The sequence below is a fragment of the Paenirhodobacter populi genome, assembly GCF_004022215.1.
GTDB classification, from domain to species: domain Bacteria; phylum Pseudomonadota; class Alphaproteobacteria; order Rhodobacterales; family Rhodobacteraceae; genus Rhodobacter; species Rhodobacter populi.
Map to the genome: position 1 here is coordinate 267,625 of NZ_SAUZ01000001.1, position 26,223 is coordinate 293,847.

The following is a 26,223-nucleotide window of genomic DNA, read 5'->3' on the forward strand; positions in this document are numbered from 1 at the left end:
TGACCGTCTGATCTATCTTCCGCTTGGTGGTGCCGGTGAAATCGGCATGAACGCTTATGTCTTCGGCTACGGCCCGGCGGGGAAGGAGCGGCTGATCGTCATCGATCTGGGCGTGACCTTCCCCGATATGGACGGCACCCCCGGCGTCGATCTGATCATGGCGGATCTGGCCTGGCTCGAACAGAACGCCGACCGGATCGAGGCGATCTTCATCACCCACGCGCACGAAGACCATATCGGCGCGCTGTCGCATCTGTGGCCGAAGCTGCGCAAGAAAGTCTATGCGCGCAAGTTCACCGCCCGGATCGGCGCGCTGAAGCTGGAAGAGGCGGGCCTGCCCGGCGATATCATCACCGTGGTCGAGCCGCGTCCGAAGGTGGTCGAGGCCGGCCCCTTCAAGGTGCAGTTCGTGCCGCTCAGCCATTCCATTCCCGAAAGCTCGGCCCTCGTGATCGACACGCCCGCCGGGCGGATCGTCCACAGCGGGGATTTCAAGCTCGACGGCAATCCGGTCGTGGGCGAGCCCTTCGATCCCGTCCTGTGGCATGAAATCGCGCGCGAAGGCGATGGGGTCAAAATCCTGACCTGCGATTCGACCAATGTCTTTTCGCCGCATCCCGGCCGGTCGGAGGCGACGCTCGCCGAACCGCTCAGCAAGTTCATTGCCGAGCAGAAGGGGATGGTCGTGGCGACCACCTTCGCCTCGAACGTCGCGCGGCTGAAGACGCTGGCCGAGGCGGGCAGGGCGGCCGGGCGTTCCGTCTGCCTTCTGGGCCGGGCGATGAAGAAGATGGTCACCGCCGCCGAGGAAACCGGCGTCCTTCTGGGCATGCCCGGCACCATCCCGGTCGAGGCCGCGGTCGAGGTCCCGCGCGAGAACCTCCTGCTGATCGTCACCGGTTCTCAGGGCGAACGGCGCGCGGCGACGGCGCAGCTCAGCCGCGGCCGGTATCTGGGGCTGGAGATGAAGGCGGGCGACACCTTCCTGTTCTCCTCCCGCGTCATTCCGGGCAACGAACGCGGCGTGATCCGCATCATCAACAATTTCTCGGAAATGGGCGTCGATGTGGTCGATGACCACGACGGGCTCTATCACGTCTCGGGCCACGCCAACCGCCCGGACCTTGAGGCCGTGCACGACCTGCTGCGGCCGAAGATGCTGATCCCGATGCACGGCGAACACCGGCACCTGCGCGAACACGCCAAGATCGGCATTGCCAAGGGCATCCCCTCGGCCGTCGCGGTGAACGGCACGATGCTCGACCTGACCGGCGATGTGCCGCAGGTCGCCGAATATGTCGAGGCGGGCCGGACCTATCTGGACGGCTCGGTGCTGATCGGCGCGCTCGACGGCGTTGTGCGTGACCGGATGCGGATGGCGCTGAACGGGCTGGTGCTGATCACCGTCATCATCGACGAGGAGGACGAGCCCCTCGGCGACGCCTGGGTCGAGCTGATGGGCCTGCCCGAGACGGGCCGCTCCAACGCCTCGCTCGCCGCCCGGATCGAGGATGAGCTGGCCGAGTTCCTCGACCGCGTCACGGGCAAGATCATCGCCTCCGACGACAGGATGGACGAGGCCCTGCGCCGCATCGCCCGGCAGGTGACGATGGAAGAGGTCGGCAAGAAGCCCGAGGTGGTGATCGTCCTTTCGCGGCTGATGGCGGAATAGGAAGAGCACGTTTCACTCCCCCGAGCCGGCCTCCCTGCCATTCATCTTTCCATAAATATCCCGGGGGTGAGCGCGGAACGCGCGAGGGGGCTGGCCCCCTTCTTCGCTCACGACCTGTGGGACGCAGGGTTTGACGCGCGGTTCCTGAAATACTCGACCGACAGCATCGGCGGGAGGCGTGGAAAGGGGGCCAGCCCCCTCGCGCGTTCCGCGCTCACCCCCGGGATATTTAAGGAAAAACGACGGGCAACAGACTGTCGAGTGGGATTCGGAGGCCCTTCGGGCAGGGGCGTGGGAATTCCGGTGTCGCGCCCCCTGTAAATCCACCTCTCCGCGCCCTATCCTTCTGAAAAGACGCGAAGGGGCAGAACTTGGGACTTTCCGACATCGCCGGCGGGATTGGCCGCAGGATCGAAAATCTCGGCGCCTCGGTGACGGGGGTGTTTTCTGAGCCGGTGATCCGGCTGGGCGTGACCGGGCTGTCGCGGGCGGGCAAGACGGTGTTCATCACCTCGCTCGTCGCGAACCTGCTCGACCGGGGGCGGATGCCGGCGCTGACGGGGGCGGCGAATATCCGTGCCGCGTTTCTGCAGCCGCAGCCCGACGATACCGTGCCGCGCTTCGATTACGAACATTACCTGTCCGCCATGACCGGACCGCAACCGCATTGGCCCGAGGGCACGCGGGCGGTTTCCGAACTGCGGCTGAGCTTTCGCGTCGCGCCGACGGGGTTGCTGGGGGGCGTGCGCGGGCTGCGGACCGTGCATCTGGATATCGTCGATTATCCCGGCGAATGGCTGCTGGATCTGGGCCTGATCGACAGGAGCTTCGCGCAATGGGCCGAGGGGGTGCTGGCACGGCTGCCCCTGCGTCCGGGCGCCGGGGAATATCTGGCGGCGCTGGCGGCGGCGGATCTGTCCGCGCCGTTCAGCGAGCCTGCGGCGAAAGTGCTGGCCACGGCCTTCACCCGTCATCTGCGGCTTGCGCGCGAAGCGGGCTGGTCGGATTGTTCGCCGGGGCGGTTCCTGCTGCCGGGGGAAAAAGAGGGCTCGCCCGTCCTGACCTTCGCCCCGATCCCGGCGGGGGAATATCCGCGCGGCTCGCTCGGGCGTGAGATGGCGCGGCGCTACGATGCCTATAAATCGCAGATCGTGAAGCCCTTCTTCCGCGACCATTTCGCCCGGATCGACCGGCAGGTGGTGCTGGCCGATGTTCTGGGCGCGATCCATGCGGGGCCGGCGGCGCTCGAGGACCTGCGCCAGTCGATGGCGGCGATCCTGATGGCGTTCCGGCCGGGAAGTTCGGGGTTCCTGACCTCGCTGCTTGGCGGCAGGCGGGTGGAGCGCATCCTCTTCGCCGCGACCAAGGCCGACCATCTGCATCACAGCCAGCACGCCCGGCTGACCGCGATCACCGCCGCCCTGCTGCGCGAGGCGAAGGATCGCGCCGATTTCGCCGGGGCGCGCACGGCGGCGATGTCGATCGCGGCGCTGCGCACCACGACCGAGGACATGATCGCGCAGGGCGATGACATGCTGCCCGCCGTGCGCGGGCGGCTGGCCGACGGGCGCTCGGTCGCGCTCTATCCGGGCGAATTGCCCGCCGATCCGATGCAGCTTCTGGCGCCGGCGCGGGATGGGGCACAGCGCTGGCTCGAAGGCGATTACGCCATCATGGATTTCGCCCCCGCGCCCGTGACCCTGCGCCCGGGCGAGGGACCGCCGCATATCCGGCTCGACCGGGCCGCCGAATTCCTGATCGGGGACAGATTATGAAAAAGCCGCTGATCGTCGAGTTCGAAGACGCGCCCGCCTCGCCGGCCGAGGCGCCGCCCGTCATCGACATTCCCGATCCCGCCACCGCGACCGCCGAGCAGTTGCAGGGCCGCGCGATGCAGATCGCCGCGCGGCTGGCGGCGCGGCCGGGGTCGAAGATCGGGCGCTTCTTCTGGTGGGCGGCGGGAACCTTGGTGGGGTTTCTGGTCTCGGTCGCCGCATGGCGCTTCGTCGAGGGGCTGATGGTCGCGAATCCGGTGCTGGGCTGGGTGGCGACGGTGCTGTTCGGGCTGTTCATCCTTGCGGCCCTGCTGCTGGCGGGGCGGGAGGTATCGGCCTTCGCGCGGCTCGCAAAGCTCGACCATGTGCATCGCGCGGTGAACGAGGCGATCGAGGCCGACGACCTGAACCGCGCGCGCAAGGTGGCGGATCAGGTGGCCGGGCTTTACGCGACGCGCCCCGAGATGGCCTGGGTGCGCGACCGGCTGAAGGAACGCGCGCCCGAGCAGCTTGATACGCAGACGCTGCTGGTGCTGGCGGAGAGCGAGCTGATGACGCCGCTTGATGCCGCCGCGCGGCTGGAGATCGAGGCCGCGGTGCGCACCGTCGCCACCGTCACCGCGCTGGTGCCGTTGGCGCTGGCCGATGTCTTCGCCGCGCTGACGGCGAACCTGCGGATGATCCGCCGGGTGGCCGAGATCTACGGTGGCCGGGCCGGGACGCTTGGCTCGATCCGGCTGGCGCGGGTGGTGATGACGCATCTTGTGGCCACCGGCGCCGTCGCGGCTGGGGACGACCTGATCGAGACGGTGACGGGCGGGCATCTGTTCGCCAAGCTCTCGCGCCGTTTCGGCGAAGGCGTGGTGAACGGGGCGCTGACCGCGCGGGTCGGCGTCGCGGCGATGGAGGTCTGCCGCCCGATGCCGTTCCGCGTCCTGCCGAAGCCGCGGGTGACGAACCTGACCGGCCGGGCGCTGGCCGGCGTATTCAGCCGCGCCAAGGCCCCGGACCCCGACGAGGCGCGCTAGAACATCTCGCCCCGGACGCGCCTTTCCCTTCTTCCCTAAATATCCCGGGGAATGAGGCGGATCAGGCAGCCTTCCGGTGGAAGGATGCCCCGCCGAATGCGCAGGACGCGCGCGAGGGGGCTGGCCCCTCCTGCGCCGCTTCAGGTTCGGAACGCCGACCCGACCTAGCGCAGCTTCGGCACGGCTCCCGGCGTCGCGCCGATATCGGCGACGCCCTGCCGCAGCCCCATGCCGATGCGATGCGCCAGAGCCGACCAGGCGGCGGCCTGTCCGGGCGGCAGCGTTTCGCGCAGGGTTTCGTCGAAAGTGCCAAGCCAATCCGGGAAGTGATCCGGCCGCACGTCGCCGGCGCGGCGGTGCGCCATCATTGGCGATCCGTCGAAGCCCGGGCTGAACAGGATCGCGCCTTTCCAGAAACGGGCGATCTTCGCCTCATGCGCGGGCCAGTCCTGCACATGGCGGGCGAAGACCGGGCCGAGCACGGGATGCGCGCGCACCTTCGCGTAGAAGCGGGCGACGACGCGGTCGATCTCGTCCTCGGTGATCTCGAAACGGGGCGGGGGCGGGGTGCTCATGGCCGAGAGATAGGCGCGCGCGGGCAGGTGGGCAAGTCGCCTGGGCAAGTCATTCGTCGAAAAGACCACCTTGGACGGGCGGGCGCGGGGCCTCCAGCCCCAGATGCCGCCAGGCACGCTGGCCCAGCATCCGCCCGCGCGGGGTGCGCTGGATCAGGCCCTGTTGCAGCAGATAGGGCTCGATCACCTCCTCGATCGCGTCGCGGGCCTCGGACAGCGCGGCCGACAGGGTTTCGACGCCGACCGGACCGCCGCCGTAATGTTCGGCGATCAGTTGCATGTAGCGCCGGTCCGCACCGTCGAGGCCGAGGTGGTCGACGCCAAGCCGGGTCAGCGCCCGGTCGGCGATGGCGCGGGTCAGGCGGCCGTTGCCCTCGACCAGCGCGAAATCGACGACGCGGCGCAGCAGCCGCCCGGCGATGCGTGGGGTGCCGCGGGCGCGTTTGGCGATTTCGCGCGTGCCGTCCGGGTCCGAGGGAATGCCTAGCAGGCGCGAGCCGCGGGTGACGATCAGGTCGAGTTCATCCTCGGTGTAGAATTGCAGGCGGGTCGGGATGCCGAAACGGTCGCGCAGCGGCGTCGTCAGCAGGCCGAGCCGGGTCGTGGCGCCGACGAGGGTGAAGGGCTGCAGCTCGATCCGCACGGTGCGGGCGGCGGGACCTTCGCCGATGACAAGGTCCAGCTCGAAATCCTCCATCGCGGGGTAGAGCACCTCTTCCACCGCCGGGTTGAGGCGGTGGATTTCGTCGATGAAGAGCACGTCGCGGGTTTCGAGATTCGTCAGGATCGCGGCAAGATCACCGGCCTTTGCCAGAACCGGGCCGGAGGTCATCTTGAAATTCACCCCAAGCTCACGCGCCATGATCTGCGCGAGGGTGGTTTTCCCAAGCCCGGGCGGGCCGAAAAACAGTGTGTGATCCATGGCTTGACCGCGCATCTTCGCGCTTTCGATGAAGACGCGGAGATTGGCGCGCGCCTCGGCTTGCCCGACGAATTCCTCAAGCGTCTGCGGCCGGAGCGCGCGGTCGGCGTCTTCGGGCAGACGGTCGGGGCGAAGGGTCGGATCGGGTTCGGTCATGGCCTAATGTCGCGCCTGCTGCGGGCGGGGGCAAGGGGGCGCTGCCCCCGTCGTCCTGCGGACGACTCCCCCGGGATATTTATGGAAAGATGAATGGATCAATCCTTCGGCGCGAGGAGGCGGAGCGCCGTGCGGATGAGTTTGGCGGTGTCGGTGGCCTCGGGGTTCGCGCCGGCCTCGGCGATGGCGGAGGCGGCCTCGGAGGGGGCATAGCCGAGGTTGGTGAGGGCGCTGAGCGCCTCGGCGGTGAAATTGGCTTTGGGCGGCGCGGGGGGACGTTGCGTCTTCGGGGCCTCGATCACCTCATCCGCCGGGGCGGCGTCGACGGTAAGCGCCCCGCCGAGCGCCATGATGGTCGGTGCCTTGTCCTTCAGCTCCATCACCACGCGCTGCGCGAGTTTCGGCCCGACGCCGGGGGCGGAGCGGATCGCGTTCCAGTCGCCGAGCGCGATGGCGCGGCCGACGCCCTCGGCCCCGAGGGTGCCCAGAATGGCGAGCGAGGCCTTGGCCCCGATCCCCTGCACCGAGGTCAGCAGCCGGTGCCATTCCTTTTCCAGAAGCGTCGGGAAGCCGAAGAGCTGGAGCAGATCCTCGCGCACCAGAAGATCGGTGTAGAGGGCGCAGGCCTCGCCCACCCGTGGCAGGCTTTGCGCGGTGCGGGGGGAGACATGGACGATATAGCCCACGCCGCGCACGTCGATCAGCACATGATCCATGGCGCGGTGGATGATGGTGCCGGCGATCCGTCCGATCATGGCGCGGTCCTTTTGATCCGGGCCTGTCCGGCGGTGATTTCCAGCGTATGGCGGCCGAGGATCGCGCCCTGCGTGCGGCGCACCGCCTGCATGTGGAAGGCATGGCAGATGGCGATCGCCAGCGCGTCGGCGGCGTCGGGGCCCTCGAACGTGACGCCCGGAAGCTGGTGCCGCACCATGTGCTGGACCTGCACCTTGTCGGCATGGCCGACGCCGACCACCGCCTTCTTGATCGCGTTCGGGGCGTATTCGCCGACGGCGAGCCCGGCCTGCGCCGGCACCAGCAGCGCGATGCCGCGCGCCTGGCCGAGCTTCAGCGTCGCCACGGCGTCCTTGTTGACGAAGGTCTGTTCGACGGCTGCGGCCTCGGGCGCGTAGCGGGCGATCACCTCGGTCAGGCCGGTGTGCAGGGTGACGAGGCGCAGCGACAGATCCTCGCCGGCGGAATGGATGATTCCATTGGCGACGTGGCGCAGGCGGGAGCCCTCTGCCTCGATCACCCCCCAGCCGAGGTTTCTCAACCCCGGGTCGATCCCGATCACGCGCATCCTGCTCGCCCTTCATGTGGCATTTTGTCGGTGGTTAGCACGAAAAGGGAACATCGCAAACAGGAAAGCGGACGGACGGGCTGGGGAGGTCCGGCGAAAGCGCGGAAAACCATAAGGAATGACGGGCCGTTGCGGGGCGTTTCAGGCAAAATGCCGGATGCGCCGCACATTCCGCCCGATTGCGTCAAAAGGATGAAAAAACACCGTTTTTGCCATGCGATTCTTGCATGACGGGACTGTCGCGGCAGTCGTTGTTTTCGCAAACCGCCTAATCTATGTGCGTCTACGAAGACAGGATGACCCCTGCATCAGCACAAATAGAACGCAAGAATAAAGGAACTCTCCCATGGCACTTCTCGACACCTCCCGCTCGGCCGCCCATTCGTCCTTCTCGGGCATCTTCGCGCGCGTCCTCGACGCAATCTCGGCGTGGAACGATCTGCGCACCACCCGCAACGCGCTGGCGAAGCTCAGCGATCGCGAACTGGCCGACATCGGCCTGTCGCGCTACGAAGCGGAAAACATCGGCCGCTGAACCGGCCGCCGTAAGGCAATCCCTGAAAGGCCGCGCCGGCAGAAGCCGCGCGGCCTTTTTCATGTCAGCGCCGCATCGCCAGCGTCGTCCAGTCGCCATATTCCTTGCGCGAAACGGGGGCGAAGCCCTGCGCCTTATAGGCGGCGGCGACTTCGTCGGCCTGCTCGTTGAGGATGCCCGACAGGATGACATGCCCGCCCGGCGCGCAATGGCGGCCCATGTCGGGGGCGAGGGAAATCAGCGGCGCCTTGAGGATATTGGCGAAGATCAGGTCGTAGGGCGCCCCGGCCAGCAGGTCGGGATGGGCGAAGCCCGCGGCCTCGACGCAGGTGACCCGGCCTTCCAGCCCGTTCGCCTTGACGTTCGCCGCGGCCGTATCCACCGCGACCGGATCGATATCGGAGGCAAGCACGGTTTCCGGCCAGAGCTTTGCCGCCGCCATCGCCAGAACCGCCGTGCCGCAGCCGATGTCGACGACCTTGTGCGCCCGCACGCCCGCGCGTTCCAACGCGTCCAGCGCCGTCAGGCAGCCGAGCGTGGTGCCGTGGTGGCCGGTGCCGAAGGCCATCGCCGCCTCGATCAGCAGGGGCACGCTGTCCGGCGGCACCTTGTCGGCGTCATGGCTGCCGTAGACGAAGAACCGCCCCGCCACCACCGGCGTCAGCTCGCGCTTCACGTGGGCGACCCAGTCGGTCTCGGGCAGTTCCGAGATGACGAAGGGCGTGGCCCCATGCGCCGCGGCCAGCAGGTCCAGCACCAGATCATCGGGGCGTTCGAGGAAATAGGCGCCGATCTCCCACCGCTGCGAGCCATCCTCGATCTCGAACACGCCGACGCCGTAGGGCGCGGGGTCCAGATCCTCGACCAGTTCGGCCAGCGTATCGGCATTGTCGCGATCGCCAAGCGTCGCGAAGGCGGTGAAGGTGGGCATGGCGGTTCCTTTCGACTTTCCGGGGGAATGGCGCGTTGCGGGCCGCGCGTCAAGCGTGCCCCGTTCCCCGGCGGTATTTCCTTTGACAGGCGCGGCGCTTTGCGCTACCGGGGCGGAATGATCGCAAGGAACGCACATATCGCCCCTGTCCGACGTCGCCGCCGCGCCTGACGTCCGATCACCTTTGGCCGGGATAACGGCCGCCCCCTTCCATCTTTCGCCCATACGCGCAATGGTCCGGAAAACCGGCCAAAGCCGTTGACAAGGCCCTTGCGGCTCGGGCACCCCTTTGGCTTCCTATCCGGAGTGAGACGATGATTTCTCCCATCCTGCCGACCTATAACCGCGCCCCCATGGCCTTTGTCAGGGGGCATGGCTCCTGGCTCGAAACGGCGGAGGGGGTGCGATACCTCGACCTTGGGGCGGGGATCGCGGTCAACGCGCTTGGCCATGCGGCGCCCGAACTGGTCGAGGTGCTGACCGAGCAGGCGCAGAAGCTGTGGCATGTGTCGAACCTCTACCACATCCCGCAACAGGAACTGCTGGCCGATCTGCTGATCGCCGAGACCTTCGCCGACACCTGCTTTTTCACCAATTCGGGGACCGAGGCCTGCGAGCTGGCGGTGAAGATGGCGCGCAAGTATTTCTATGACGCGGGCACGCCCGAGCGGGTCGAGATCCTGACCTTTGCGGGCGCCTTCCACGGCCGCTCCTCGGCGGCGATCGCGGCCTCGGGCGGGGAGAAGATGGTGAAGGGCTTCGGCCCGCTGCTGCCGGGCTTCGTCCACCTGCCCTGGGACGACATCGAGGCCGTCCGCGCCGCCGTCACCGACAAGACCGCCGCCATCCTGATCGAACCCGTGCAGGGCGAGGGCGGCATCCGCCCGGCAGGCGACACCTTCCTCAAGGAACTGCGCGCGATCTGCGACGAGGCCGGTGCGCTGCTGATCTTTGACGAGGTGCAATGCGGCATGGGCCGGACCGGCCGGCTGTTCGCCCATCAATGGGCGGGCGTCACGCCCGACATCATGATGGTGGCGAAGGGCATCGGCGGGGGCTTCCCGTTGGGGGCCGTGCTCGCCACCGAAAAGGCCGCCTCGGGCATGACGGCGGGCACGCATGGGTCCACCTACGGCGGCAACCCGCTCGGCTGCGCGGTGGGCTGCAAGGTGATGGAGATCGTCTCCGATCCCGCCTTCCTCGACGGCGTGAACGCGCGCGGCGGTTTCCTGCGCCAGAAGCTTGAGGGACTGGTCGCCGCGCATCCCGACCTGTTCGAGGGCGTGCGCGGGCAGGGGCTGATGCTCGGCCTCAAATGCAAGGTCGCGCCGGGAGAGATCGTCAAGGCGGGATACGAGCAGAAGCTGCTGACCGTGGGCGCCGCCGACAATGTGGTGCGGATCCTGCCCGCGCTGAACATTTCCGAAGAGGACATGGCCGAGGCCGTGCGCCGGCTGGAAGCCGCCGCCGAAGCCCTTTCCGCCGCATGATTGACGCCGGGCGACACCCGGTATGACGAAAGACGAACAGATGACCAGTTTTCTAGACCTCCACCTGACCTCACCCGAAGACTTGCGGGGGATGATCGACAGCGCCCGCCGGATGAAGGACGCCCGCAAGGGCCGCCCGAAAGGCGCGCTGGACGATGACCAGCCGCTTGCGGGCAAGATGGTGGCGCTGATCTTTGAAAAGCCCTCGACCCGGACGCGCGTCAGCTTTGACGTCGGCGCGCGGCAGATGGGCGCACAGACCATGGTGCTGTCGGGCAAGGAAATGCAATTGGGCCACGGCGAGACGATCGCCGATACGGCCCGGGTGCTGTCGCGCTATGTCGACCTGATCATGATCCGCACGTTCGAAGAGGCGACCTTGCAGGAGATGGCGGAATACGCCTCGGTCCCCGTCATCAACGGGCTGACCAACCGCACCCATCCCTGCCAGATCATGGCCGACATCATGACCTATGAGGAACATCGCGGCCCGATCGCCGGGCGCAAGGTGGTCTGGTCGGGTGACGGCAACAATGTCTGCGCCTCGTTCATTCAGGCGGCGGGGCAGTTCGGTTTTGACTTCACCTTCACCGGCCCGCCGACGCTGGATCCGGAACGCGAATGGCTGGACTTCGCCCGCGCGAAGGGCGTGGCGGTCGAGATCGAGCGCGATCCGGCGAAGGCGGTCGAGGGGGCCGATCTGGTCGTCACCGATACCTGGGTGTCGATGCACGATCCGGAATCGGCCAAGGAACGTCGGCACAACCAGCTGCGCGCCTATCAGGTGAACGAGGATCTGATGGCCCGGGCCAAGCCCGACGCGCTGTTCATGCATTGTCTGCCCGCGCACCGCAACGACGAGGCGACCTCGGCGGTCATGGACGGTCCGCATTCGGTCATCTTCGACGAGGCGGAAAACCGGCTGCATGCGCAGAAGGCGGTGATGCGCTGGTGCCTTGGCGCCTGAGGCCGCGGATTCCCCGGCCTAGTCGCGCCAGGGAATCAGCCCCATCTGCTGGGCCGCGCGGGTCGAAAGCACCGCACTCGGCAACCCCCGCGCGGATTGATAGGCGAGCACCGCCGCATCTGTCCGCGCGCCGGGGCGGCCGTCGGGCGCGCCCTCATAATCCCCGCGGGCGGCGAGCGCGCGTTGCAGGGGCAGGATCATCTCCGGTGTGAGGTCTTTGGTGCAAAGGCTTGAAAACCATCTGGAAGATCCGGAAACCTCCACCGTCCCGGCGCACTGATCCGGCGCCTCGGGCGGGGTGCCGCGATGCAGTTCGGCCACAAGCGACTGCGGCCCCGGGCCGCGCGCCACCGGGGCGGAGGCGCAGCCCGCAAGGCTCGACGCGAGGACAAGACCGGCAAGCGGCAGGCGGAGAGGCATGGGGATCATCGCAGGGTCCGGGAAACCGAAGGTCGGGGCGACAGTAGAACAACCTGCCGTCCGCGAAAAGCGCGAGACTGGTCAAGGCTCCGGCCTTGTCCTAAACCGGGGAAAACGGCAGCCAGTCTCCCCAGCAAAGGTCGGATCATGACGAAGATCATCTACATCGAACATAATGGCACCCGTCACGAGGTGGACGTCCAGCCCGGCATGACGGTGATGGAAGGCGCGCGCGACAACGGCATTCCCGGCATCGACGCGGATTGCGGCGGCGCCTGCGCCTGTTCGACCTGCCATGTCTATGTCGATGACGCCTGGCTTGGCCGGCTGCCGGAAAAGGAGATGATGGAGGAGGACATGCTGGATTTCGCCTGGCATCCCGATCCGGTCAAATCGCGCCTGACCTGCCAGATCAAGGTGACGCCCGATCTGGATGGGCTGGTCGTCCATATCCCCGAACGGCAGATCTGAGCCGGTAAAACGGCTGCGCGGGTGAAAAGCGGGTTTCCCTTGCGGGCCTGTCCCGGTATAGGACAGGCGGTTTAAAACCCTTCAGGAGTGACAAATGGCCAATGTCGTGGTGGTCGGCGCCCAATGGGGCGACGAAGGCAAGGGCAAGATCGTCGACTGGCTCAGCGAGCGGGCAGACGTGATCGCGCGCTTTCAGGGCGGGCACAACGCGGGCCACACGCTGGTCATCAACGGCAAGGTCTACAAGCTGAACGCGCTGCCCTCGGGCGTGGTGCGGGGCGGCAAGCTGTCGGTGATCGGCAATGGCGTCGTGCTGGACCCCTGGCACCTGCTGAAGGAGATCGACGGGATCCGCGCGCTTGGGGTCAAGATCACCCCGGAAAACCTGATGATCGCGGAAAACACCGCGCTGATCATGCCTTTCCACGGCGAGCTTGACCGGGCGCGCGAGGCGCAGGCCACGGGATCGAGCGCCAAGATCGGCACCACAGGCCGCGGCATCGGCCCGGCTTACGAAGACAAGGTGGGGCGCCGGGTGATCCGCGTCGCCGACCTTGCGGATGACGAGACGCTGCAACAGCGGGTCGACCGGGCGCTGGTCCATCACAACGCGCTGCGCGCGGGGCTGGGCCTTGAGGCGATCGACCGCGAGGCGCTGCTGAACGATCTGCGCGCCATCGCCCCCGAGGTGCTGAAATACGCCGCGCCCGTGTGGAAGGTGCTGAACGAGCTGCGCCGCGCCGGCAAGCGGATCCTGTTCGAGGGGGCGCAGGGCTCGCTTCTGGACATCGACTTCGGCACCTATCCCTATGTCACCTCGTCGAATGTGATCGCGGGGCAGGCGGCGACGGGCACCGGGCTTGGGCCGAATGCGGTCGATTATTCGCTCGGCATCGTCAAGGCCTATACCACGCGCGTCGGCATGGGGCCGTTCCCGACCGAACTCGATGACGAGGATGGCAACCGTCTGGGCACGCGCGGCCATGAATTCGGCACCGTCACCGGGCGCAAGCGCCGCTGCGGCTGGTTCGACGCGGTGCTGGTGCGCCAGACCTGCGCGCTGTCGGGGATGAAGGGCATCGCGCTGACCAAGCTCGACGTGCTGGACGGGTTCGAGAAGATCAAGATCTGCACCGGCTATGTGGTCGATGGCGTCGAATACGACTACCTGCCGACGCAGGCCGCCCTGCAGGCGAAGGCCCAGCCGATCTACGAGGAACTGGATGGCTGGTCGGAATCGACGCAAGGCGCGCGGTCGTGGAACGACCTGCCGGGGGCCGCGGTGAAATACGTCCGCCGGATCGAGGAACTGATCCAGTGCCCGGTGGCGATGCTCTCGACCAGCCCGGAGCGAGAGGACACCATTCTGGTCACCGACCCCTTCGCCGACTGACCGCGGCGCAGCGGGAAACCGACAGGCGGCGATTCCGATCGCCGCCTTTTTCATGCCCGTCACCCGGCGCATGACCGCGCAGCTGCGGATGGCCGAGGGTCGGCGCAAACCTTCAGAGGCGACTTTAAGGTCGCCTTGTAAGTAGCTGATAAACAAGGGGATTTCAGAAGAATGGCGGAGAGACAGGGATTCGAACCCTGGGACCCCGTGAAGGGTCAACGGTTTTCGAGACCGCCCCGTTCGACCGCTCCGGCACCTCTCCGCGTCGGTGGTCGTCTGATGCAGCGGGATTTAGCCCGCCGTGCGATGGGGCGCAACCGCTTTTTTGTCTTTCCGGCGACGATCGAAAAGAAACTCGCCGCGATCTTCGCAAGCGCTTTGGACTGGCGCGGGGGCGGCCTATCCTGCTGTCGAATCCTTTGCTGCGGGAACCGTGATGAAAGCTCCTCTTCCTCTGCGCCTGTCGCTGTTCGGGCTGGCCTTCGCCCTTGTCTGCCTGTCGGGGCTGGCCGGGCGGGCGGATCCGGCGCGGCTTGGCCATCTGCTGCGTCTCGAGGCGCTTTTCGGGATCATGCAGCAGGAGGCGGTCACCTACGGATCCGACCTGCATGAGGACCTGCTGGGCCAGCCGGCGGATGACGGCTGGCGGTCGACGGTCGCGGCGATCCACGATCCGGCCCAGCTGTTGCCGCAATTCGATCGCCGGTTCCGGCCCGGTCTTGCCGGGGCCGATCAGGGGGCGATCGAGGCCTGGCTCGCCTCGGACTCCGGCCGCCGAATCGTCGCGCGCGAGATCGAGGTCCGCCGGATGCTTCTGGACCCCGCGACCGAGGACCGGGCGATGGAGGCCGCAGAGGCCGCGGACCGGCGCGGGGATCCGAAGCTCGCGGCGGTGCGGCGGGTGATCGCCGCCGCCGATCTGGTCGAGGCGAATGTCATCGGCGGGATGAACGCCAATCTGGCGCTCTACCGCGCGATGGTGGCGGGTGGCGCCTTTCCGGATCCGGTCGGCGATGCGGACATGCTCGCCGATGTCGCCGCGCAGGAGGAAGACATCCGCGGCGAGGTGACGGGATGGCTCGAAGGCTATCTGTTCGAGGCCTACGGCCCCCTGAGCCTTGGGGATATCGACCGCCTTGCGGAGTTCAGCGGCTCCGTTCCCGGGCGGCAGCTTCTGCGGGCGGAGTTCGACGCCTTCAACGCGGTGTTCGAGGAAACCTCGGCGGCGCTTGGACGGGCGCTGGCGGAAAGGATGACCGCGAAGGAGCTGTAGCACCGACGCGCCCAGTCAAAATTGCGTGAGTCGGGGTCGCGCCTTTCTCCGCTTTCCGGCGCGGAAATGCTGCATTTTCATGACGGAGGCGGGGCCGGATGCGCGCCCGATCCGGGGATGTTTCGACACGGGGCTTGAACGTCCGGCGGGGAGCCATAATCTCTGTGCTGCAACGGTCTTGTGCGAAGGCCGGTTCCAGAAGGAAGGCCGGAGACGTCCGGCAGGTTTCATGAACTCCCCGAAAGGAGGAATATGATGAAACGGATATTGATGGCGGCGAGCGGTCTTGTCCTTGTCGGCGGTGCGGCCTTCGCCGGCGGCTACGATACACCGGTGGTCGAGGCGCCCGTAGCGCCCGCGCCGGTCGTGGTGCCTGCCAATGCCAACTGGGACGGCTTCTTCGCGGGGCTGCAACTCGGTTACGGCAAGCCCGATGAACTGCTGACGACGGATGGCGCCTTTGGTGGCGTGAACGCGGGTTACATCAGGGATTACGGCAATTTCGTTCTGGGCGGCGAGCTTGCCTATAATGCGGCCAACATGGATCAGGGCGATGCCGGCAAGGTGAAGGACTTTACCGATCTGAAGCTGATCGCCGGTGTTCCCTACGGCAGGTGGCTGCCCTACGGCACGCTCGGGGCCTCCTACGTCAAGGCCGATGTCGATGGAGAGGGCAAGTCCGATACCTTGCCGGTGGTCGGTATCGGCGTCAAATATCAGGTCAGCGACCAATGGTCGGTCGGTTCGGAACTCGCCTATCGCAAGGGGAACGGCTTTGACGGCACGGGCGAGGATCTGAACATGACCACGCTTGGCGCCAACGTGGCCTTCCGGTTCTGAGGGGCGTTTCCGCGGGAGCGGTTCAGCGGACGGGAACGAGGCCGGGCGGGTTCCGCCCGGCTTCGTCATTTCCGGGGGTCAGGTATCGGGTGGCAGCAGGCCGAGCCCGCGCAGATAGATGCCGATCCCCGATTCCAACAGATCCTCGGGCGTGTAGGGCGCGGCGCCGCCCGGCGCGCGGGCGTAAAGCTCGACCACGCCATGGCTCATCGCGCGGATATGGGCGGCGACCATGCGGGGCGGCGGGCGGCGGGCCTCGGGGATATGGCGGGTCAGCGCCTCGGTCGCGTTCAGGATCACCTGTTCGGCCCGCCCCGCGGCGGCGGCAAGGTCGGGGCTGCGGTTCGGGGAAATGCCGCTTTCGAACATCGCGACGTAATGGCCGGGAAAGCGGCGGGCGAAGGCCAGATAGGCCCGCCCCGTCGCCCCGAACGCCGCCAGCGCCGAGGGCGCGCCGCCGTTCCACGCATGTTCCATCAGATCGGCGAAGATCTGATAGCCCTGCCGCGCGCATTCCGCGATCAGATCCTCGCGCCCGGCGAAATGGCGATAGACGGCGGCGGGCGTCACGCCCGCATCCTTCGCCGCCTCGCTGAGCGAAAAGCCCGTCGGGCCGTTCTTCTCGATCAGGCGCAGCGCGGCCTCGATCAGCGCCTGCCGCAGGTTGCCGTGGTGATAGCCGCGCTTTTCCATCAGCTCAGCAGATCGAGCCCGCCGCAGATGCTGTCGTCGATCTTGCCGATCGCATCCCTGTCCTTGCGGGCATAGTCGATCGCATGCAGCACCGACTGGATCGCGGCGATCCGGGCGCGCTTCTTGTCGTCCGAGCGGATCACCGTCCACGGCGCGTAGCCGGTATGCGACCGTTCCAGCGTTTCGCGGATGGCGATGGTGTATTCATCCCATTTCCGCAGCCCGTCGACGTCGATCCGGCTGAGCTTCCACTGCTTCAGCGGATCGCTTTCGCGGTCGAGGAAACGCTTGAGCTGCTCCGCCCGGTCGACCGACAGCCAGATCTTCACCAGGATCAGGCCTTCCTCGACCAGCAGATGTTCGAAATCCGGCAGCTGGCGAAAGAAGTTCCGGCGCTGTTCATCGGTGCAGAAGCCGAAGACATGTTCCACCACGCCGCGGTTGTACCAGGACCGGTCGAAGATCGCGATCTCGCCCGCGGCCGGCAGCCAGTCGACGTAGCGCTGGAAGTACCATTGCGTCTGCTCGCGTTCGTCGGGCTTCGGCAAAGCGACGATATAGGCCGAGCGGGGGTTGAGGTTTTCGCGCAGCCGGTCGATCGTGCCGCCCTTGCCGGCGGCGTCGCGGCCCTCGAAGATCACGGCGAGCCGCTTGCCCGTGGCCTTCAGGTCCCACAGCATCTTCACCAGCTCGACCTGAAGCGCGGCCATGTGGCTTTCATAGTCCTTGCGCTTCATCTCTTCCCGGTAGGGATAGGATTTCGACAGGATCTCGTCCGGCTTGGCAGTGGCGATGGCCTTGCGGACGGCCTCGGGCGCCTCGGTATTGAGGTAGTTGGTGATCTCGCCGACATAGGGGATGCCGTCGAGCAGCGGGACGGCCGCGGGGGCCGGCTTGTCGTTCTTTCCCATGGGATCCTCGCGGGTATTGGGGCCGGGTTCACTATAGGACGGGGGAGACGCGCCGCAAGGCCGCGCAAGGCGGCACCGTGGCAGGGGGCCAGCCCCCTCGTGCGTTCCGCATTCGGCGGGGCATCCTTCCACTGGAAGGCTGCCTGATCCGCCTCATCCCGGGATATTTATGGAAACACGAAGGGAGAAGAGGTGGCCGGTCTCAGGCGCCGATCCGAGTCAGGTCGTAGGGGGTGTCCTGATAGATCGCGTTGATCCAGTTGCCGTAGAGCAGATGCGCATGGCTGCGCCAGCGGTTCGACGGCTGTTTCGAGGGATCGTCGTCGGGGTAATAGTTCCGCGGCACGTTGATCGCCCGGTGGGCGGCGACGTCGCGGTCATATTCCTCTTTCAGCGTGCCGGAATCGTATTCGAAATGGTTGAACACATACAGCGCGCGGTGACAGGGATCCTCGACCAGACAGGGGCCGGTCTCGTCCGAGGCGATCAGCGTCTTCAGCCCCGCCGCGTCGAATTCCGCCTGATGCATTTCCGTCCAGCGGCTGACGGGGACGAGCACGTCATCCGAAAACCCGCGCAGATAGGGCGAGCAGGGCGCCAGATTGCGGTGCCGGTAGCAACCGAAGGCCTTGCGGTCGAGCAGATGCTTGCGGATTCCGTGGAAGTGATAGGCCATCGCCATGCCCCCCCAGCAGACGCCGAAGGTGGAGAACACATGGCTCTGCGTCCAGTCGAAGATCCGCTGGAGTTCGTCCCAGTAGGTGACCTCCTCGAACGACAGCTGCTCGATCGGGGCGCCGGTGACGATCAGCCCGTCGAATTTCTCGCCCGAGGCCTCGACCTCGGCGAAGGGGCGGTAGAAGGCCTCCATATGCTCGGCGGCGGTGTTCCGGGCGTGGTGCGAGGTGATGCGGATCAGGTGGAAGTCGATCTGCAAGGGCGTCGCGCCGATCAGCCGGGCGAACTGGTTTTCCGTCTGGATCTTCTTCGGCATCAGGTTCAGGAGCGCGATCCGCAGGGGTCGGATGTCCTGCTGCGCGGCGCGGCCGGGGCTCATCACCATGACGCCTTCCTTCGACAGGATGTCAAAGGCGGGAAGCGTCTCGGGCAGGGTGATGGGCATCTTCTTTCTCCGGTTACGCGGCAGGCAGCGCCGCGGCGATCAGCGATGTAAAGTCTTTTTCGTCGCGCACAAGGGCGACATCCTCGGCCTTGACGGCAATCCCCCAGTTGCGGGCCATCGCCGCATAGCGCGGCTGGCGATGGTCGAGCGCCTGCCGGTAGGTCCAGCGCACGAAGGCGTCGGGATCGACCTGATCCTCGGTTTCGTTCCGTTCGGCGCGGTATTGGTCCCACATCCGGGTCAGGAAACCGGGCTGGTAATACATCGGCTTCGGCGCGCGGTCGAAGCGGCGGACGAGTTCCTCGGTATGGGCGTCGGAGCCCTCGATCCAGACCATCAGCGAATGGGCGGAAAGCTCGCGCAGGATCGGGTCCTGCGGATCGTCGGGATCGACCACCTCGCAGATCGAGCCGCCGGAATCGCAGATGAAATGCGGCAGGCCGTAGATGTCCTGCGCGCGGGAGATGAAATGCGTCGTGTCGAGCAGCGCCGAGGTTTCCGCGACGCGGTGCTGATCCTGCCGGTGTCGGTATTCGGCAAAGCTCAGCCCGCCCTTCGCCGGATCGCCGGGCTTGCCCAGATATGTGGACAGCGGCGCCAGATTTTCAAAGGTGATGTTCGAGGCGATATAGACCGAATCCGACATCAGCAATTCGCGCAGGAACGGGTTCTTCATCGCCTCGCGCTTGAAGTTGTCGGCGATGTATTCGCCCATGTAGCGGGTGCCGATCCGGTAATCGACGGAATAGTGGAACCACCCGGAGGGCGAGGCGCGCAGCATCGAGGCAAGCCAGGTCTTCCCCAGACCCGACATGCCGAACATCAGCACGCGGCGATTTTCGGCCGCCAGCCATTCCGCACGATTGCGATAGATCATCCGAACCCCCGGTTTTGCCCCCGTTTAGCGCGCGCGGCGCTGCACGTCACGGGGTTTCATGCGCAGGGGCCAGCCGTTCAGGATGCACAGCCCGGCGGCGATGACGGCGAAGCCCAGCAGTTCCGAGACCGTCAGCCGCTCGCCGAAGGCGACCGTGCCGGCGGTGATCGCGACCGGCGGGATCAGCAGCGTGACGAGCGAGGTGTTCCCCGATCCGGCGATCGCCAGCAGCCGGAAATACAGCAGATAGGCCGCCACCGTGCAGCCGATCACCAGCCACAGCAGCGCCAGATCAACCCGTAGCGGCCAGTCGAAGCGGGGCGCGCCCTCGAAGATCAGCATCGCCGGAATCATCCAGACCGCCGCCGCCGTCAGCATCCCGGCGGCCGCGACCCCGGGGGCGATGCCGCGCGCGGCGACGCGGGTATAGGCGCCGCCGAAGGCATAGCACAGCGAGGCGCCGACAATGGCGAACTGCCCGGCCGAGGTCAGGTTCAGCCCCCGCAGGGCCTCGGGCCCGATGGCGATGACGACGCCCAGAAAGCCCACCGTCACGCCCGCGATGCGGCGCGGGGTCAGGTGTTCGTCGCGAAAGACCATCGCCGCCACCGCCACCCCGAACAGCGCCGCGCTGGCGTTCAGGATGCCCGCCAGCCCCGAGGCGATGAACTGCTGCCCCCAGACGATCAGCCCGAAGGGCAGGGCGCAGTTCAGGAGCCCGATGAACAGGAACCGCGGGATCACCCGCGGGTCGCGCGGCAGCGGGCTGCGCTGCACCAGCACCGCGATCCACAGCAGCACCGCCGCGCCGCCGGTGCGGATCGCCACCACCGTCATCGGCCCCATCCCCTGCAGGGCCAGCCGGTTGCTGAGGAACGAGGTGCCCCACAACAGCGCCAGCCCGCCAAGCAGGATCCAGGCAAGGGGCGTCATCAGGGCGGGCTTGGGCGGCATGGTCTGTCCGTTCGGTTGCCCGCCCCGCATAGCCGGGCACGGCCCCGAACGCCAACGCGATCCTGTGCCCGACACATTTCCGGGTTGCGCGGCGATCCTTTTTGCGTGACCGGGCCGCCAGCCCCTTGCATTCCGCCCCCATGCGTGAAACAGGGGCTTGCCAAACGTTCCCTGTAAGGAGATTCCGATGCAGATTCGCGAGGCGCTCACCTTCGACGATGTTCTTCTCGTTCCCGCCGCTTCCTCGGTGCTGCCGTCGGAGGCCGATGTTTCGACCTTCGTCACGCGGTCGATCCGGCTGAACATCCCCCTTCTGTCCTCGGCGATGGATACGGTCACCGAATCCTCGATGGCCATCGCCATGGCGCAGGCCGGCGGCATGGGGGTCATCCACCGCAACCTGACGATCGAGCAGCAGGCCGAAGAGGTCAGCCGCGTCAAGCGGTTCGAATCCGGCATCGTCTACAACCCGATCACGCTGACGGCGGACCAGACGCTGGCCGATGCCAAGGCGCTGGTCAAACGTTACAATGTCTCGGGCTTCCCGGTCACCGATGAAACCGGCCGCGTCGTCGGCATCGTGACCAACCGCGACATGCGCTTCGCCACCGATGACCGGACCCCGATCCGGGCGCTGATGACAAGCGACAACCTTGCCATCCTGCACGAACCCGCCGACCGCGACGAAGCGATGAACCTGATGAAGGCGCGCCGGATCGAAAAGCTGCTGGTCGTCGATGGCGAAGGCCGCCTGACCGGCCTGCTGACCCTGAAGGACAGCGAAAAGTCGGTCCTGCATCCGCTGGCGACCAAGGATTCCAAGGGCCGCCTGCGCGCCGCCGCCGCCTCGACCGTGGGGAACGAGGGGTTCGAACGCTCGAAGGCGCTGATCGAGGCGGGCTGCGACCTGATCGTGATCGACACGGCGCATGGCCATTCGGCGGGCGTCGCCATGGCGGTCGAGCGGATCAAGAAATACCGCGAGGACGTGCAGGTCTGCGCCGGCAACGTGGCGACCGCCGCCGCCACCCGCGCGCTGATCGACGCGGGCGCGGATGCGGTCAAGGTCGGCATCGGCCCGGGTTCGATCTGCACCACGCGGATCGTCGCCGGCGTCGGCGTCCCGCAGCTCACGGCAATCATGGATGCGGTTTCGGGCGCGGGCGATGTGCCGATCATCGCCGATGGCGGGATCAAGTATTCCGGCGATTTCGCCAAGGCGATCGCGGCGGGCGCAAGCTGCGCGATGGTCGGCTCGGCCGTCTCCGGCACCGATGAAGCGCCGGGCGAGGTGATCCTCTATCAGGGCCGCAGCTACAAATCCTATCGCGGCATGGGCTCGCTCGGCGCGATGGCGCGCGGCTCGGCCGACCGCTATTTCCAGAAGGACGCCGCCTCCGACAAGCTGGTGCCCGAAGGGATCGAGGGGCAGGTGCCCTACAAGGGCTCCGTCGCCACGGTGCTGCACCAGATGGTGGGGGGCCTGCGCGCGGCGATGGGCTACACCGGCAGCGCGACGGTCGCGCAGATGCGCGGCGGCTGCGAATTCGTCCGCATCACCGGCGCGGGGCTGAAGGAAAGCCACGTCCACGACGTGCAGATCACCCGCGAAAGCCCGAACTACCGCATCGGATAATCGACGGCGTGAGCGGCCCTTGCGGGCCGCTCACCACACATCGCCAGAGTACCTCCGGCACCTTGCGGAACGGCTATCGCTCCTGTGGGGCCTGATTTCAAAACCCGGGCCGAGGCGGTGTGGACACTCGCCTTCATGACATTGAAATAAATTCCCTCGCGAAGTCAGCCCGCAGGCCATCGACGCGCGTCGATATGGACATGGGATCCGCTGTGGAGAATCGCATTCTCTGCCGTGTCGCCAGAACCGGGTTTCGACACAGCCTCGGCCCGTTGCCTTTCATCTTTCCGAAAATATCCCGGGGGTGAGGCGCTTGCGCCGAGGGGGCTGGCCCCCTCTCTCCCCATCCGCAGACGCATCCGGCCCCGGAAGGGCCTAAGACGCCTCGACCACGAATTGCGCCGCGACGATCAGCCAGCCCTCGGCGGTATGGGCCAGCGTCGCGCACAGGATCGCGCCGATCCGCCCGGCATCGGTTCCATCCGCCCGCACGATCCCCGACAGGACGAATCGCTGCGACATCACCACGACCTCGGGCACGATCGGGCGGAGCCGGGTCTTGCCGGTCACCAGCCGCGCACGGGCGAAAGCCCCCGCCAGTTCACCGGCGAAGAGTTCCGCGATTTCGTCCCGCCCCTCCGCCGATCCGCCGGTGAGGCTCAGGAATTCCGCATCCGGGGCGAACATGTCAGCCAGCCCCAAGGCATCGCGCGCGCCCCATGTCAGGGCAAAGGCGCGCGGCAGGTCTTCGGGGGATGCAAGCGCCATCAGACTCCCTCCCGATCCGGCACGACCTTGCCCGGGTTGAGGATGTTCAGCGGATCGAGCGCCGCCTTGATCTGCCCCATCACGTCCCAGGCCGCACCATGTTCATCGCGCATCAACCCGCGCTTGCCGACACCGATCCCGTGTTCGCCGGTGATCGTGCCATGCATGGTCAGCGCCATCTCCGCCAGAGCATGGGCCAGATCCTTCGCCCGCGCAAGCTCATCGGCGTTGTCCCGATCCAGCAGCAGGATGGCATGGAAATTGCCATCGCCCACATGACCAAGGATCGGCCCCACAAGCCCGGCCTCCGCGATCATGTCCCGCGCTCGCGCGACGGCCTCGGCGAGATGCGAGATCGGCACGCAGACATCCGTCACCAGCCCCATGCAGCCGGGGCGCGAGGCGATGCAAGCCGCATAGGCGGCATGGCGGATGGTCCACAGGCGGTTGCGGTCCTCGGTCGTCGTGGCCCATTGGAAATCGGCGCCGCCCATCTCGGCCACCACCTCGCCGAAGCGGCGGCTGTCCTCGGCGACCGAGGCCTCGGATCCGTGGAACTCGATCATCAGATGCGGCTTTTCCGGCATCGTCGTGTGGTTGATCCGGTTGAAGATCCGCGCGATCTCGGCATCGACGAATTCGATCCGCGCCATCGGGATCCCCATCTGGATCGTCATCTGCACGGTTTCGACCGCCGCCTCCAGCGTATCGAAGGCGCAGATGGCCGAGGACACTGCCTCGGGCAGGCCATGCAGGCGCAGGGTCAGTTCGGTGATGATGCCAAGCGTGCCCTCGGCCCCCAGCATCAGCGCCGTCAGATCGTAGCCCGAGGCGGATTTCACCGCGCCCGAGCCGGTGCGGATGATCCGCCCGTCGGCCAGCACCACCTCCAGCGCCGCCACATTGTCGCGCATCGTGCCGTAGCGCACCGCCGTCGTCCCCGAGGCGCGGGTCGAGGCCATGCCGCCGAGCGAGGCATCCGCCCCCGGATCGACCGGAAAGAACAGCCCCGTCGCCCGCAGCTCGGTGTTCAGCGCGACGCGGGTGACACCGGGCTGCACGCGGACCAGACGGTCCTCGGGCGCGACTTCGACGATCCGGTCCATGCGGCTCAGATCGAGCGTGATCCCGCCCTGCGTCGCCAGCGAATGCCCTTCAAGCGAGGTCCCCGTGCCCCAGGCGATGACCGGCACCCCTTCGCGCGCGCAGATCTTCAGCACCGCCGAGACCTCTTCGGCCGACAGCGGCCAGACCACCGCATCGGGCAGGGTCAGCGGGAACCACGTTTCCGAATGGCCATGCTGATCGCGATCGGCATGTTTGCGGCTGACCCGTTCGCCCAACAGGGCTTCGAGGGCCGGGATCGCCTGTTCGAGACCCATTTCTTCCTCCGACCTTGAATATCGGCTCCCTCATAGGACGATGCGGTCGCGGAGGAAAGAGCCACGGGCGCACCACACGGAGCGGTGACGGCAAACCGCCGATCCGCGCCCATCTTCGCCGGTCGTTCCGAAACCGGGCGCGCAAGGGGGCGCCGCCCCCTCTGCCCGTGCCGGGCATTCACCCCCGGGATATTTGTGGAAAGATGATTGGAAACAGGCCATCACCCTTGCCGGGCCGGATCGGAAGAAATGCTGGCCTTCATTCTTCCATAAATATCCCGGGGGAGTCTCTGAAAGAGACGGGGGCAGCGCCCCCTTGCGCCCTCAGACGGGGGCGCATGCGGTGTTCAGCCAGTCCTGCGTGGCGGGCCGCAGATGCGGGCCGATGCGCGCGAGCACCTCGGCGTGATAGGCGTTCAGCCAGTCGCGTTCCGCCCGCGACAGAAGCTCGACCGAGATCAGCCGCGTGTCGAACGGCACCCAGGTCAGGTTGCGGAAGGCGAGCATCCTGCGCTGCGGATCGGCGCACGGAAGCTCCGGGGCCTCACTGGTCAGCACGAGGTTTTCGAGCCGGATGCCGAAGGCGCCCTCGCGGTAATAGCCGGGTTCGTCCGACAGGATCATGCCGGGTTCGAGCGGGATTTCTGAGATGCGCGAAATCCGCGCCGGCCCCTCATGGACGCAGAGCGCCGCGCCGACGCCATGCCCGGTGCCGTGGTCGTAGTCGAGCCCGGCCTCCCACAGGGGCGCGCGGGCGAGCGCGTCGAGGTCGCGCCCCGCAAGCCCCTTGGGCCAGCGCGCGCGCTCGATGGTGATCATGCCGCGCAGGACGCGGGTGAAGGGTTCCTTCGCCGCTTCGGGCACCGGGCCGATCGCCACCGTTCGGGTGATGTCGGTCGTGCCGTCGATATATTGCGCGCCCGAATCGACCAGCAGGATTTCCCCCGGGCGGACCGGCCGGTTGGTCTTTTCGTTCACCCGGTAATGGACGATCGCGCCATGTTCGCCCGCCCCGCAGATCGTGTCGAAGCTGATGTCCAGCAGCGCGTTCGTCTCGGCCCGGAAGCCTTCGAGCGCGGTGACCACGTCGATCTCGGTCAGATGGCCCTTCGGCCCCTCGCGGTCCAGCCAGCACAGGAATTCCGTCATCGCCACGCCGTCGCGCAGATGGGCGGCCTCCATCCCGGCGATCTCGGCCGGGTTCTTGCGCGCCTTGGGCAGGATGCAGGGATCGGCACCGGCGAGCGTGGCAACCCCCGCCGCGTCCAGCGCCTGCCAGACGGCTAGCGGCGCCGAGGCCGGATCGACCAGCACCGGCCCCGCCAGATCCTCCAGCGCCTCGGCGAAGGTGCCGATCGGCAGCAGCTCGACATCGGGGCCAAGCGCGGCCAGCACCTCGGCGCCGAACTTCGCCGGATCGGCGAACAGCGCGACACGGCCGGTGTCGTACAGGATGGCGAAGGACTGGACCACCGGATTGCGCGGCACGTCGGCGCCGCGGATGTTCAGCAGCCACGAAATGGAATCGGGCAGCGTCAGCACCGCGCAGACGGCACCCAGACGGGCGATCTCGTCGCCGATGCGGGCGCGCTTGGCGGCGGCGCTTTCGCCGGCAAATTCGATCGGGTGCAGGCGTACCGGAGCCGCCGCCGGGGCGGGGCGGTCGGTCCAGATCGCATCGACCGGATTCGGGCTTGCGACAAGGGCGATATCCTTCGCGGCGGTGGCGATCGCCTCGATCTCGCGCCTCGTATGCAGCCAGGGGTCGAAACCGACCTTCGATCCGGCGGGCAGGCACTGGGCGAGCCAGGGGCCGGGCAGGGTTTCGGGCCAGTCGACGGGGGTGAAGGCCTCAAGGTCGACCTCGGCCCGGACCTGAACGCGGTAGCGTCCGTCGACGAACACCCCGGCGCGATCCTGCGTCACGATGCAGAACCCGGCCGAGCCGGTGAAGCCCGTCAGCCATGCCAGCCGGGCATCCGCCTCGGTCACATATTCGCCCTGCCAGGCATCGGCGCGGGGCACGATGAAGGCGTCGAGCCCGGCCTTCGCCAGTTCCGCCCGCAAGGCCGCCAGTCGCGCGGCCCCGAATTCGGGCGAGGTCTTTGCCGAAAACTCCTGAAACATC

The 26,223-nt window shown here is 67.2% G+C and carries 25 protein-coding genes and 1 tRNA gene; 11 read left to right on the forward strand and 15 right to left on the reverse strand.

Going from position 1 to position 26,223, the window contains the following annotated elements:
• Window positions 1-46 precede the first annotated feature (46 nt).
• The 3 genes from D2T30_RS01190 to D2T30_RS01200 all read left to right on the forward strand — a co-directional run bounded on the left by D2T30_RS01190 (window position 47) and on the right by D2T30_RS01200 (window position 4,475).
• Window positions 47-1,672 (forward strand): ribonuclease J, encoded by a 1,626-nt coding sequence (locus tag D2T30_RS01190; protein ID WP_128184362.1) that lies wholly within the window; start codon window positions 47-49, stop codon window positions 1,670-1,672.
• Between the two features lie 371 nt (window positions 1,673-2,043).
• Window positions 2,044-3,447 carry a YcjX family GTP-binding protein gene (locus D2T30_RS01195; protein WP_128207298.1) on the forward strand — a complete coding sequence of 468 codons (1,404 nt, stop codon included), beginning with the start codon at window positions 2,044-2,046 and terminating at the stop codon, window positions 3,445-3,447.
• On the forward strand, window positions 3,444-4,475 hold the full coding sequence (locus D2T30_RS01200; RefSeq protein ID WP_206612840.1) for a YcjF family protein: 1,032 nt from the start codon (window positions 3,444-3,446) through the stop codon (window positions 4,473-4,475). The genes D2T30_RS01195 and D2T30_RS01200 overlap by 4 nt, the downstream gene beginning before the upstream one ends.
• Before the next feature lie 164 nt (window positions 4,476-4,639).
• On the opposite strand, the gene D2T30_RS01205 is transcribed toward D2T30_RS01200, so the two are convergent.
• From D2T30_RS01205 to ruvC, 4 genes are all read right to left on the reverse strand, one after another.
• Window positions 4,640-5,050, reverse strand: coding sequence for a group III truncated hemoglobin (locus D2T30_RS01205; RefSeq protein WP_128207384.1), 411 nt, complete (start codon window positions 5,048-5,050; stop codon window positions 4,640-4,642).
• Window positions 5,051-5,099: 49 nt separating this feature from the next.
• Window positions 5,100-6,128, reverse strand: a complete 1,029-nt coding sequence (gene ruvB, locus D2T30_RS01210) for a Holliday junction branch migration DNA helicase RuvB (RefSeq protein ID WP_128207300.1) — start codon at window positions 6,126-6,128, stop codon at window positions 5,100-5,102.
• 98 nt (window positions 6,129-6,226) lie between these two features.
• Window positions 6,227-6,883, reverse strand: coding sequence for a Holliday junction branch migration protein RuvA (ruvA, locus tag D2T30_RS01215; RefSeq protein WP_128207301.1), 657 nt, complete (start codon window positions 6,881-6,883; stop codon window positions 6,227-6,229).
• Window positions 6,880-7,431: a crossover junction endodeoxyribonuclease RuvC gene (gene ruvC, locus D2T30_RS01220; protein ID WP_128184121.1), complete on the reverse strand. Its 552-nt coding sequence runs from the start codon at window positions 7,429-7,431 to the stop codon at window positions 6,880-6,882. The genes ruvA and ruvC overlap by 4 nt, the downstream gene beginning before the upstream one ends.
• A 346-nt stretch (window positions 7,432-7,777) precedes the next feature.
• Here ruvC and D2T30_RS01225 point away from each other — a divergent pair, with 346 nt between their 5' ends.
• The gene (locus D2T30_RS01225) at window positions 7,778-7,966 is read left to right on the forward strand and encodes a DUF1127 domain-containing protein (RefSeq protein WP_128207302.1); all 189 of its coding nucleotides are present in this window, start codon (window positions 7,778-7,780) and stop codon (window positions 7,964-7,966) included.
• A gap of 64 nt (window positions 7,967-8,030) precedes the next feature.
• Here the strand turns inward: D2T30_RS01225 and D2T30_RS01230 are convergent, their stop codons facing one another.
• Window positions 8,031-8,897, reverse strand: coding sequence for a 50S ribosomal protein L11 methyltransferase (locus D2T30_RS01230; protein ID WP_128207303.1), 867 nt, complete (start codon window positions 8,895-8,897; stop codon window positions 8,031-8,033).
• Between the two features lie 314 nt (window positions 8,898-9,211).
• Here D2T30_RS01230 and D2T30_RS01235 point away from each other — a divergent pair, with 314 nt between their 5' ends.
• Both D2T30_RS01235 and argF read left to right on the forward strand, forming a co-directional pair.
• Window positions 9,212-10,387 (forward strand): aspartate aminotransferase family protein, encoded by a 1,176-nt coding sequence (locus D2T30_RS01235; RefSeq protein ID WP_128207304.1) that lies wholly within the window; start codon window positions 9,212-9,214, stop codon window positions 10,385-10,387.
• Window positions 10,388-10,427: 40 nt separating this feature from the next.
• A complete protein-coding gene (gene argF / locus D2T30_RS01240) occupies window positions 10,428-11,354 on the forward strand; it encodes an ornithine carbamoyltransferase (protein WP_128184128.1) in 927 nt (308 codons plus the stop codon).
• Between the two features lie 18 nt (window positions 11,355-11,372).
• Here the strand turns inward: argF and D2T30_RS01245 are convergent, their stop codons facing one another.
• Window positions 11,373-11,783: a peptidoglycan-binding domain-containing protein gene (locus D2T30_RS01245; protein ID WP_128207305.1), complete on the reverse strand. Its 411-nt coding sequence runs from the start codon at window positions 11,781-11,783 to the stop codon at window positions 11,373-11,375.
• Between the two features lie 138 nt (window positions 11,784-11,921).
• On the opposite strand from D2T30_RS01245, the gene D2T30_RS01250 reads away from it, so the two are divergent.
• Together D2T30_RS01250 and D2T30_RS01255 are read left to right on the forward strand one after the other, a co-directional pair.
• On the forward strand, window positions 11,922-12,245 hold the full coding sequence (locus tag D2T30_RS01250; RefSeq protein WP_128184132.1) for a 2Fe-2S iron-sulfur cluster-binding protein: 324 nt from the start codon (window positions 11,922-11,924) through the stop codon (window positions 12,243-12,245).
• Window positions 12,246-12,339: 94 nt separating this feature from the next.
• Window positions 12,340-13,638 (forward strand): adenylosuccinate synthase, encoded by a 1,299-nt coding sequence (locus tag D2T30_RS01255; RefSeq protein WP_128184134.1) that lies wholly within the window; start codon window positions 12,340-12,342, stop codon window positions 13,636-13,638.
• A gap of 172 nt (window positions 13,639-13,810) precedes the next feature.
• Here the strand turns inward: D2T30_RS01255 and D2T30_RS01260 are convergent.
• Window positions 13,811-13,900 (reverse strand) — tRNA-Ser (locus D2T30_RS01260).
• Between the two features lie 174 nt (window positions 13,901-14,074).
• Between D2T30_RS01260 and D2T30_RS01265 the strand changes: the two genes are divergently transcribed.
• Both D2T30_RS01265 and D2T30_RS01270 read left to right on the forward strand, forming a co-directional pair.
• Entirely contained in the window at window positions 14,075-14,911 is an 837-nt protein-coding gene (locus tag D2T30_RS01265) for a DUF2059 domain-containing protein (RefSeq protein ID WP_128207306.1), read from the forward strand.
• A 255-nt stretch (window positions 14,912-15,166) separates the two neighbouring features.
• Window positions 15,167-15,751: an outer membrane protein gene (locus D2T30_RS01270; protein WP_128207307.1), complete on the forward strand. Its 585-nt coding sequence runs from the start codon at window positions 15,167-15,169 to the stop codon at window positions 15,749-15,751.
• A 78-nt stretch (window positions 15,752-15,829) separates the two neighbouring features.
• On the opposite strand, the gene D2T30_RS01275 is transcribed toward D2T30_RS01270, so the two are convergent.
• The 5 genes from D2T30_RS01275 to D2T30_RS01295 all read right to left on the reverse strand — a co-directional run bounded on the left by D2T30_RS01275 (window position 15,830) and on the right by D2T30_RS01295 (window position 20,309).
• The gene (locus D2T30_RS01275; protein ID WP_128207308.1) at window positions 15,830-16,444 is read right to left on the reverse strand and encodes a TetR/AcrR family transcriptional regulator; all 615 of its coding nucleotides are present in this window, start codon (window positions 16,442-16,444) and stop codon (window positions 15,830-15,832) included.
• A complete protein-coding gene (gene ppk2, locus D2T30_RS01280; protein ID WP_128184142.1) occupies window positions 16,444-17,355 on the reverse strand; it encodes a polyphosphate kinase 2 in 912 nt (303 codons plus the stop codon). The genes D2T30_RS01275 and ppk2 overlap by 1 nt, the downstream gene beginning before the upstream one ends.
• A 202-nt stretch (window positions 17,356-17,557) precedes the next feature.
• A complete protein-coding gene (locus D2T30_RS01285; protein ID WP_128207309.1) occupies window positions 17,558-18,478 on the reverse strand; it encodes a homoserine O-succinyltransferase in 921 nt (306 codons plus the stop codon).
• Between the two features lie 13 nt (window positions 18,479-18,491).
• Window positions 18,492-19,355: an ATPase gene (locus tag D2T30_RS01290; RefSeq protein ID WP_128207310.1), complete on the reverse strand. Its 864-nt coding sequence runs from the start codon at window positions 19,353-19,355 to the stop codon at window positions 18,492-18,494.
• A gap of 24 nt (window positions 19,356-19,379) precedes the next feature.
• A complete protein-coding gene (locus tag D2T30_RS01295) occupies window positions 19,380-20,309 on the reverse strand; it encodes a DMT family transporter (RefSeq protein WP_241651159.1) in 930 nt (309 codons plus the stop codon).
• A gap of 187 nt (window positions 20,310-20,496) precedes the next feature.
• On the opposite strand from D2T30_RS01295, the gene guaB reads away from it, so the two are divergent.
• Entirely contained in the window at window positions 20,497-21,945 is a 1,449-nt protein-coding gene (guaB, locus tag D2T30_RS01300; RefSeq protein WP_128207311.1) for an IMP dehydrogenase, read from the forward strand.
• A gap of 375 nt (window positions 21,946-22,320) precedes the next feature.
• Here the strand turns inward: guaB and D2T30_RS01305 are convergent, their stop codons facing one another.
• From D2T30_RS01305 to D2T30_RS01315, 3 genes are all read right to left on the reverse strand, one after another.
• A complete protein-coding gene (locus D2T30_RS01305; RefSeq protein WP_128207312.1) occupies window positions 22,321-22,713 on the reverse strand; it encodes an SgcJ/EcaC family oxidoreductase in 393 nt (130 codons plus the stop codon).
• Window positions 22,713-24,095 carry an FAD-binding oxidoreductase gene (locus tag D2T30_RS01310; protein WP_128207313.1) on the reverse strand — a complete coding sequence of 461 codons (1,383 nt, stop codon included), beginning with the start codon at window positions 24,093-24,095 and terminating at the stop codon, window positions 22,713-22,715. The genes D2T30_RS01305 and D2T30_RS01310 overlap by 1 nt, the downstream gene beginning before the upstream one ends.
• A 324-nt stretch (window positions 24,096-24,419) precedes the next feature.
• On the reverse strand, window positions 24,420-26,222 hold the full coding sequence (locus tag D2T30_RS01315) for an aminopeptidase P family protein (RefSeq protein WP_128207314.1): 1,803 nt from the start codon (window positions 26,220-26,222) through the stop codon (window positions 24,420-24,422).
• Between the last annotated feature and the right edge of the window lies 1 nt (window position 26,223).

What these genes read in the sequence shown, in the direction of transcription:
- D2T30_RS01205 (WP_128207384.1), bottom strand. Translation starts at nt 5,050, where the DNA reads ATGAGCACCCCGCCCCCGCCCCGTTTCGAGATCACCGAGGACGAGATC.
- D2T30_RS01200 (WP_206612840.1), top strand. Translation starts at nt 3,444, where the DNA reads ATGAAAAAGCCGCTGATCGTCGAGTTCGAAGACGCGCCCGCCTCGCCG.
- D2T30_RS01265 (WP_128207306.1), top strand. Translation starts at nt 14,075, where the DNA reads ATGAAAGCTCCTCTTCCTCTGCGCCTGTCGCTGTTCGGGCTGGCCTTC.
- D2T30_RS01190 (WP_128184362.1), top strand. Translation starts at nt 47, where the DNA reads ATGAACGCTTATGTCTTCGGCTACGGCCCGGCGGGGAAGGAGCGGCTG.
- argF (WP_128184128.1), top strand. Translation starts at nt 10,428, where the DNA reads ATGACCAGTTTTCTAGACCTCCACCTGACCTCACCCGAAGACTTGCGG.
- D2T30_RS01230 (WP_128207303.1), bottom strand. Translation starts at nt 8,897, where the DNA reads ATGCCCACCTTCACCGCCTTCGCGACGCTTGGCGATCGCGACAATGCC.
- D2T30_RS01285 (WP_128207309.1), bottom strand. Translation starts at nt 18,478, where the DNA reads ATGCCCATCACCCTGCCCGAGACGCTTCCCGCCTTTGACATCCTGTCG.
- ruvC (WP_128184121.1), bottom strand. Translation starts at nt 7,431, where the DNA reads ATGCGCGTGATCGGGATCGACCCGGGGTTGAGAAACCTCGGCTGGGGG.
- ruvB (WP_128207300.1), bottom strand. Translation starts at nt 6,128, where the DNA reads ATGACCGAACCCGATCCGACCCTTCGCCCCGACCGTCTGCCCGAAGAC.
- D2T30_RS01235 (WP_128207304.1), top strand. Translation starts at nt 9,212, where the DNA reads ATGATTTCTCCCATCCTGCCGACCTATAACCGCGCCCCCATGGCCTTT.
- D2T30_RS01255 (WP_128184134.1), top strand. Translation starts at nt 12,340, where the DNA reads ATGGCCAATGTCGTGGTGGTCGGCGCCCAATGGGGCGACGAAGGCAAG.
- guaB (WP_128207311.1), top strand. Translation starts at nt 20,497, where the DNA reads ATGCAGATTCGCGAGGCGCTCACCTTCGACGATGTTCTTCTCGTTCCC.
- D2T30_RS01275 (WP_128207308.1), bottom strand. Translation starts at nt 16,444, where the DNA reads ATGGAAAAGCGCGGCTATCACCACGGCAACCTGCGGCAGGCGCTGATC.
- D2T30_RS01225 (WP_128207302.1), top strand. Translation starts at nt 7,778, where the DNA reads ATGGCACTTCTCGACACCTCCCGCTCGGCCGCCCATTCGTCCTTCTCG.
- D2T30_RS01245 (WP_128207305.1), bottom strand. Translation starts at nt 11,783, where the DNA reads ATGATCCCCATGCCTCTCCGCCTGCCGCTTGCCGGTCTTGTCCTCGCG.
- D2T30_RS01295 (WP_241651159.1), bottom strand. Translation starts at nt 20,309, where the DNA reads ATGCCGCCCAAGCCCGCCCTGATGACGCCCCTTGCCTGGATCCTGCTT.
- D2T30_RS01290 (WP_128207310.1), bottom strand. Translation starts at nt 19,355, where the DNA reads ATGATCTATCGCAATCGTGCGGAATGGCTGGCGGCCGAAAATCGCCGC.
- D2T30_RS01310 (WP_128207313.1), bottom strand. Translation starts at nt 24,095, where the DNA reads ATGGGTCTCGAACAGGCGATCCCGGCCCTCGAAGCCCTGTTGGGCGAA.
- D2T30_RS01305 (WP_128207312.1), bottom strand. Translation starts at nt 22,713, where the DNA reads ATGGCGCTTGCATCCCCCGAAGACCTGCCGCGCGCCTTTGCCCTGACA.
- ruvA (WP_128207301.1), bottom strand. Translation starts at nt 6,883, where the DNA reads ATGATCGGACGGATCGCCGGCACCATCATCCACCGCGCCATGGATCAT.
- D2T30_RS01315 (WP_128207314.1), bottom strand. Translation starts at nt 26,222, where the DNA reads ATGTTTCAGGAGTTTTCGGCAAAGACCTCGCCCGAATTCGGGGCCGCG.
- ppk2 (WP_128184142.1), bottom strand. Translation starts at nt 17,355, where the DNA reads ATGGGAAAGAACGACAAGCCGGCCCCCGCGGCCGTCCCGCTGCTCGAC.
- D2T30_RS01270 (WP_128207307.1), top strand. Translation starts at nt 15,167, where the DNA reads ATGAAACGGATATTGATGGCGGCGAGCGGTCTTGTCCTTGTCGGCGGT.
- D2T30_RS01250 (WP_128184132.1), top strand. Translation starts at nt 11,922, where the DNA reads ATGACGAAGATCATCTACATCGAACATAATGGCACCCGTCACGAGGTG.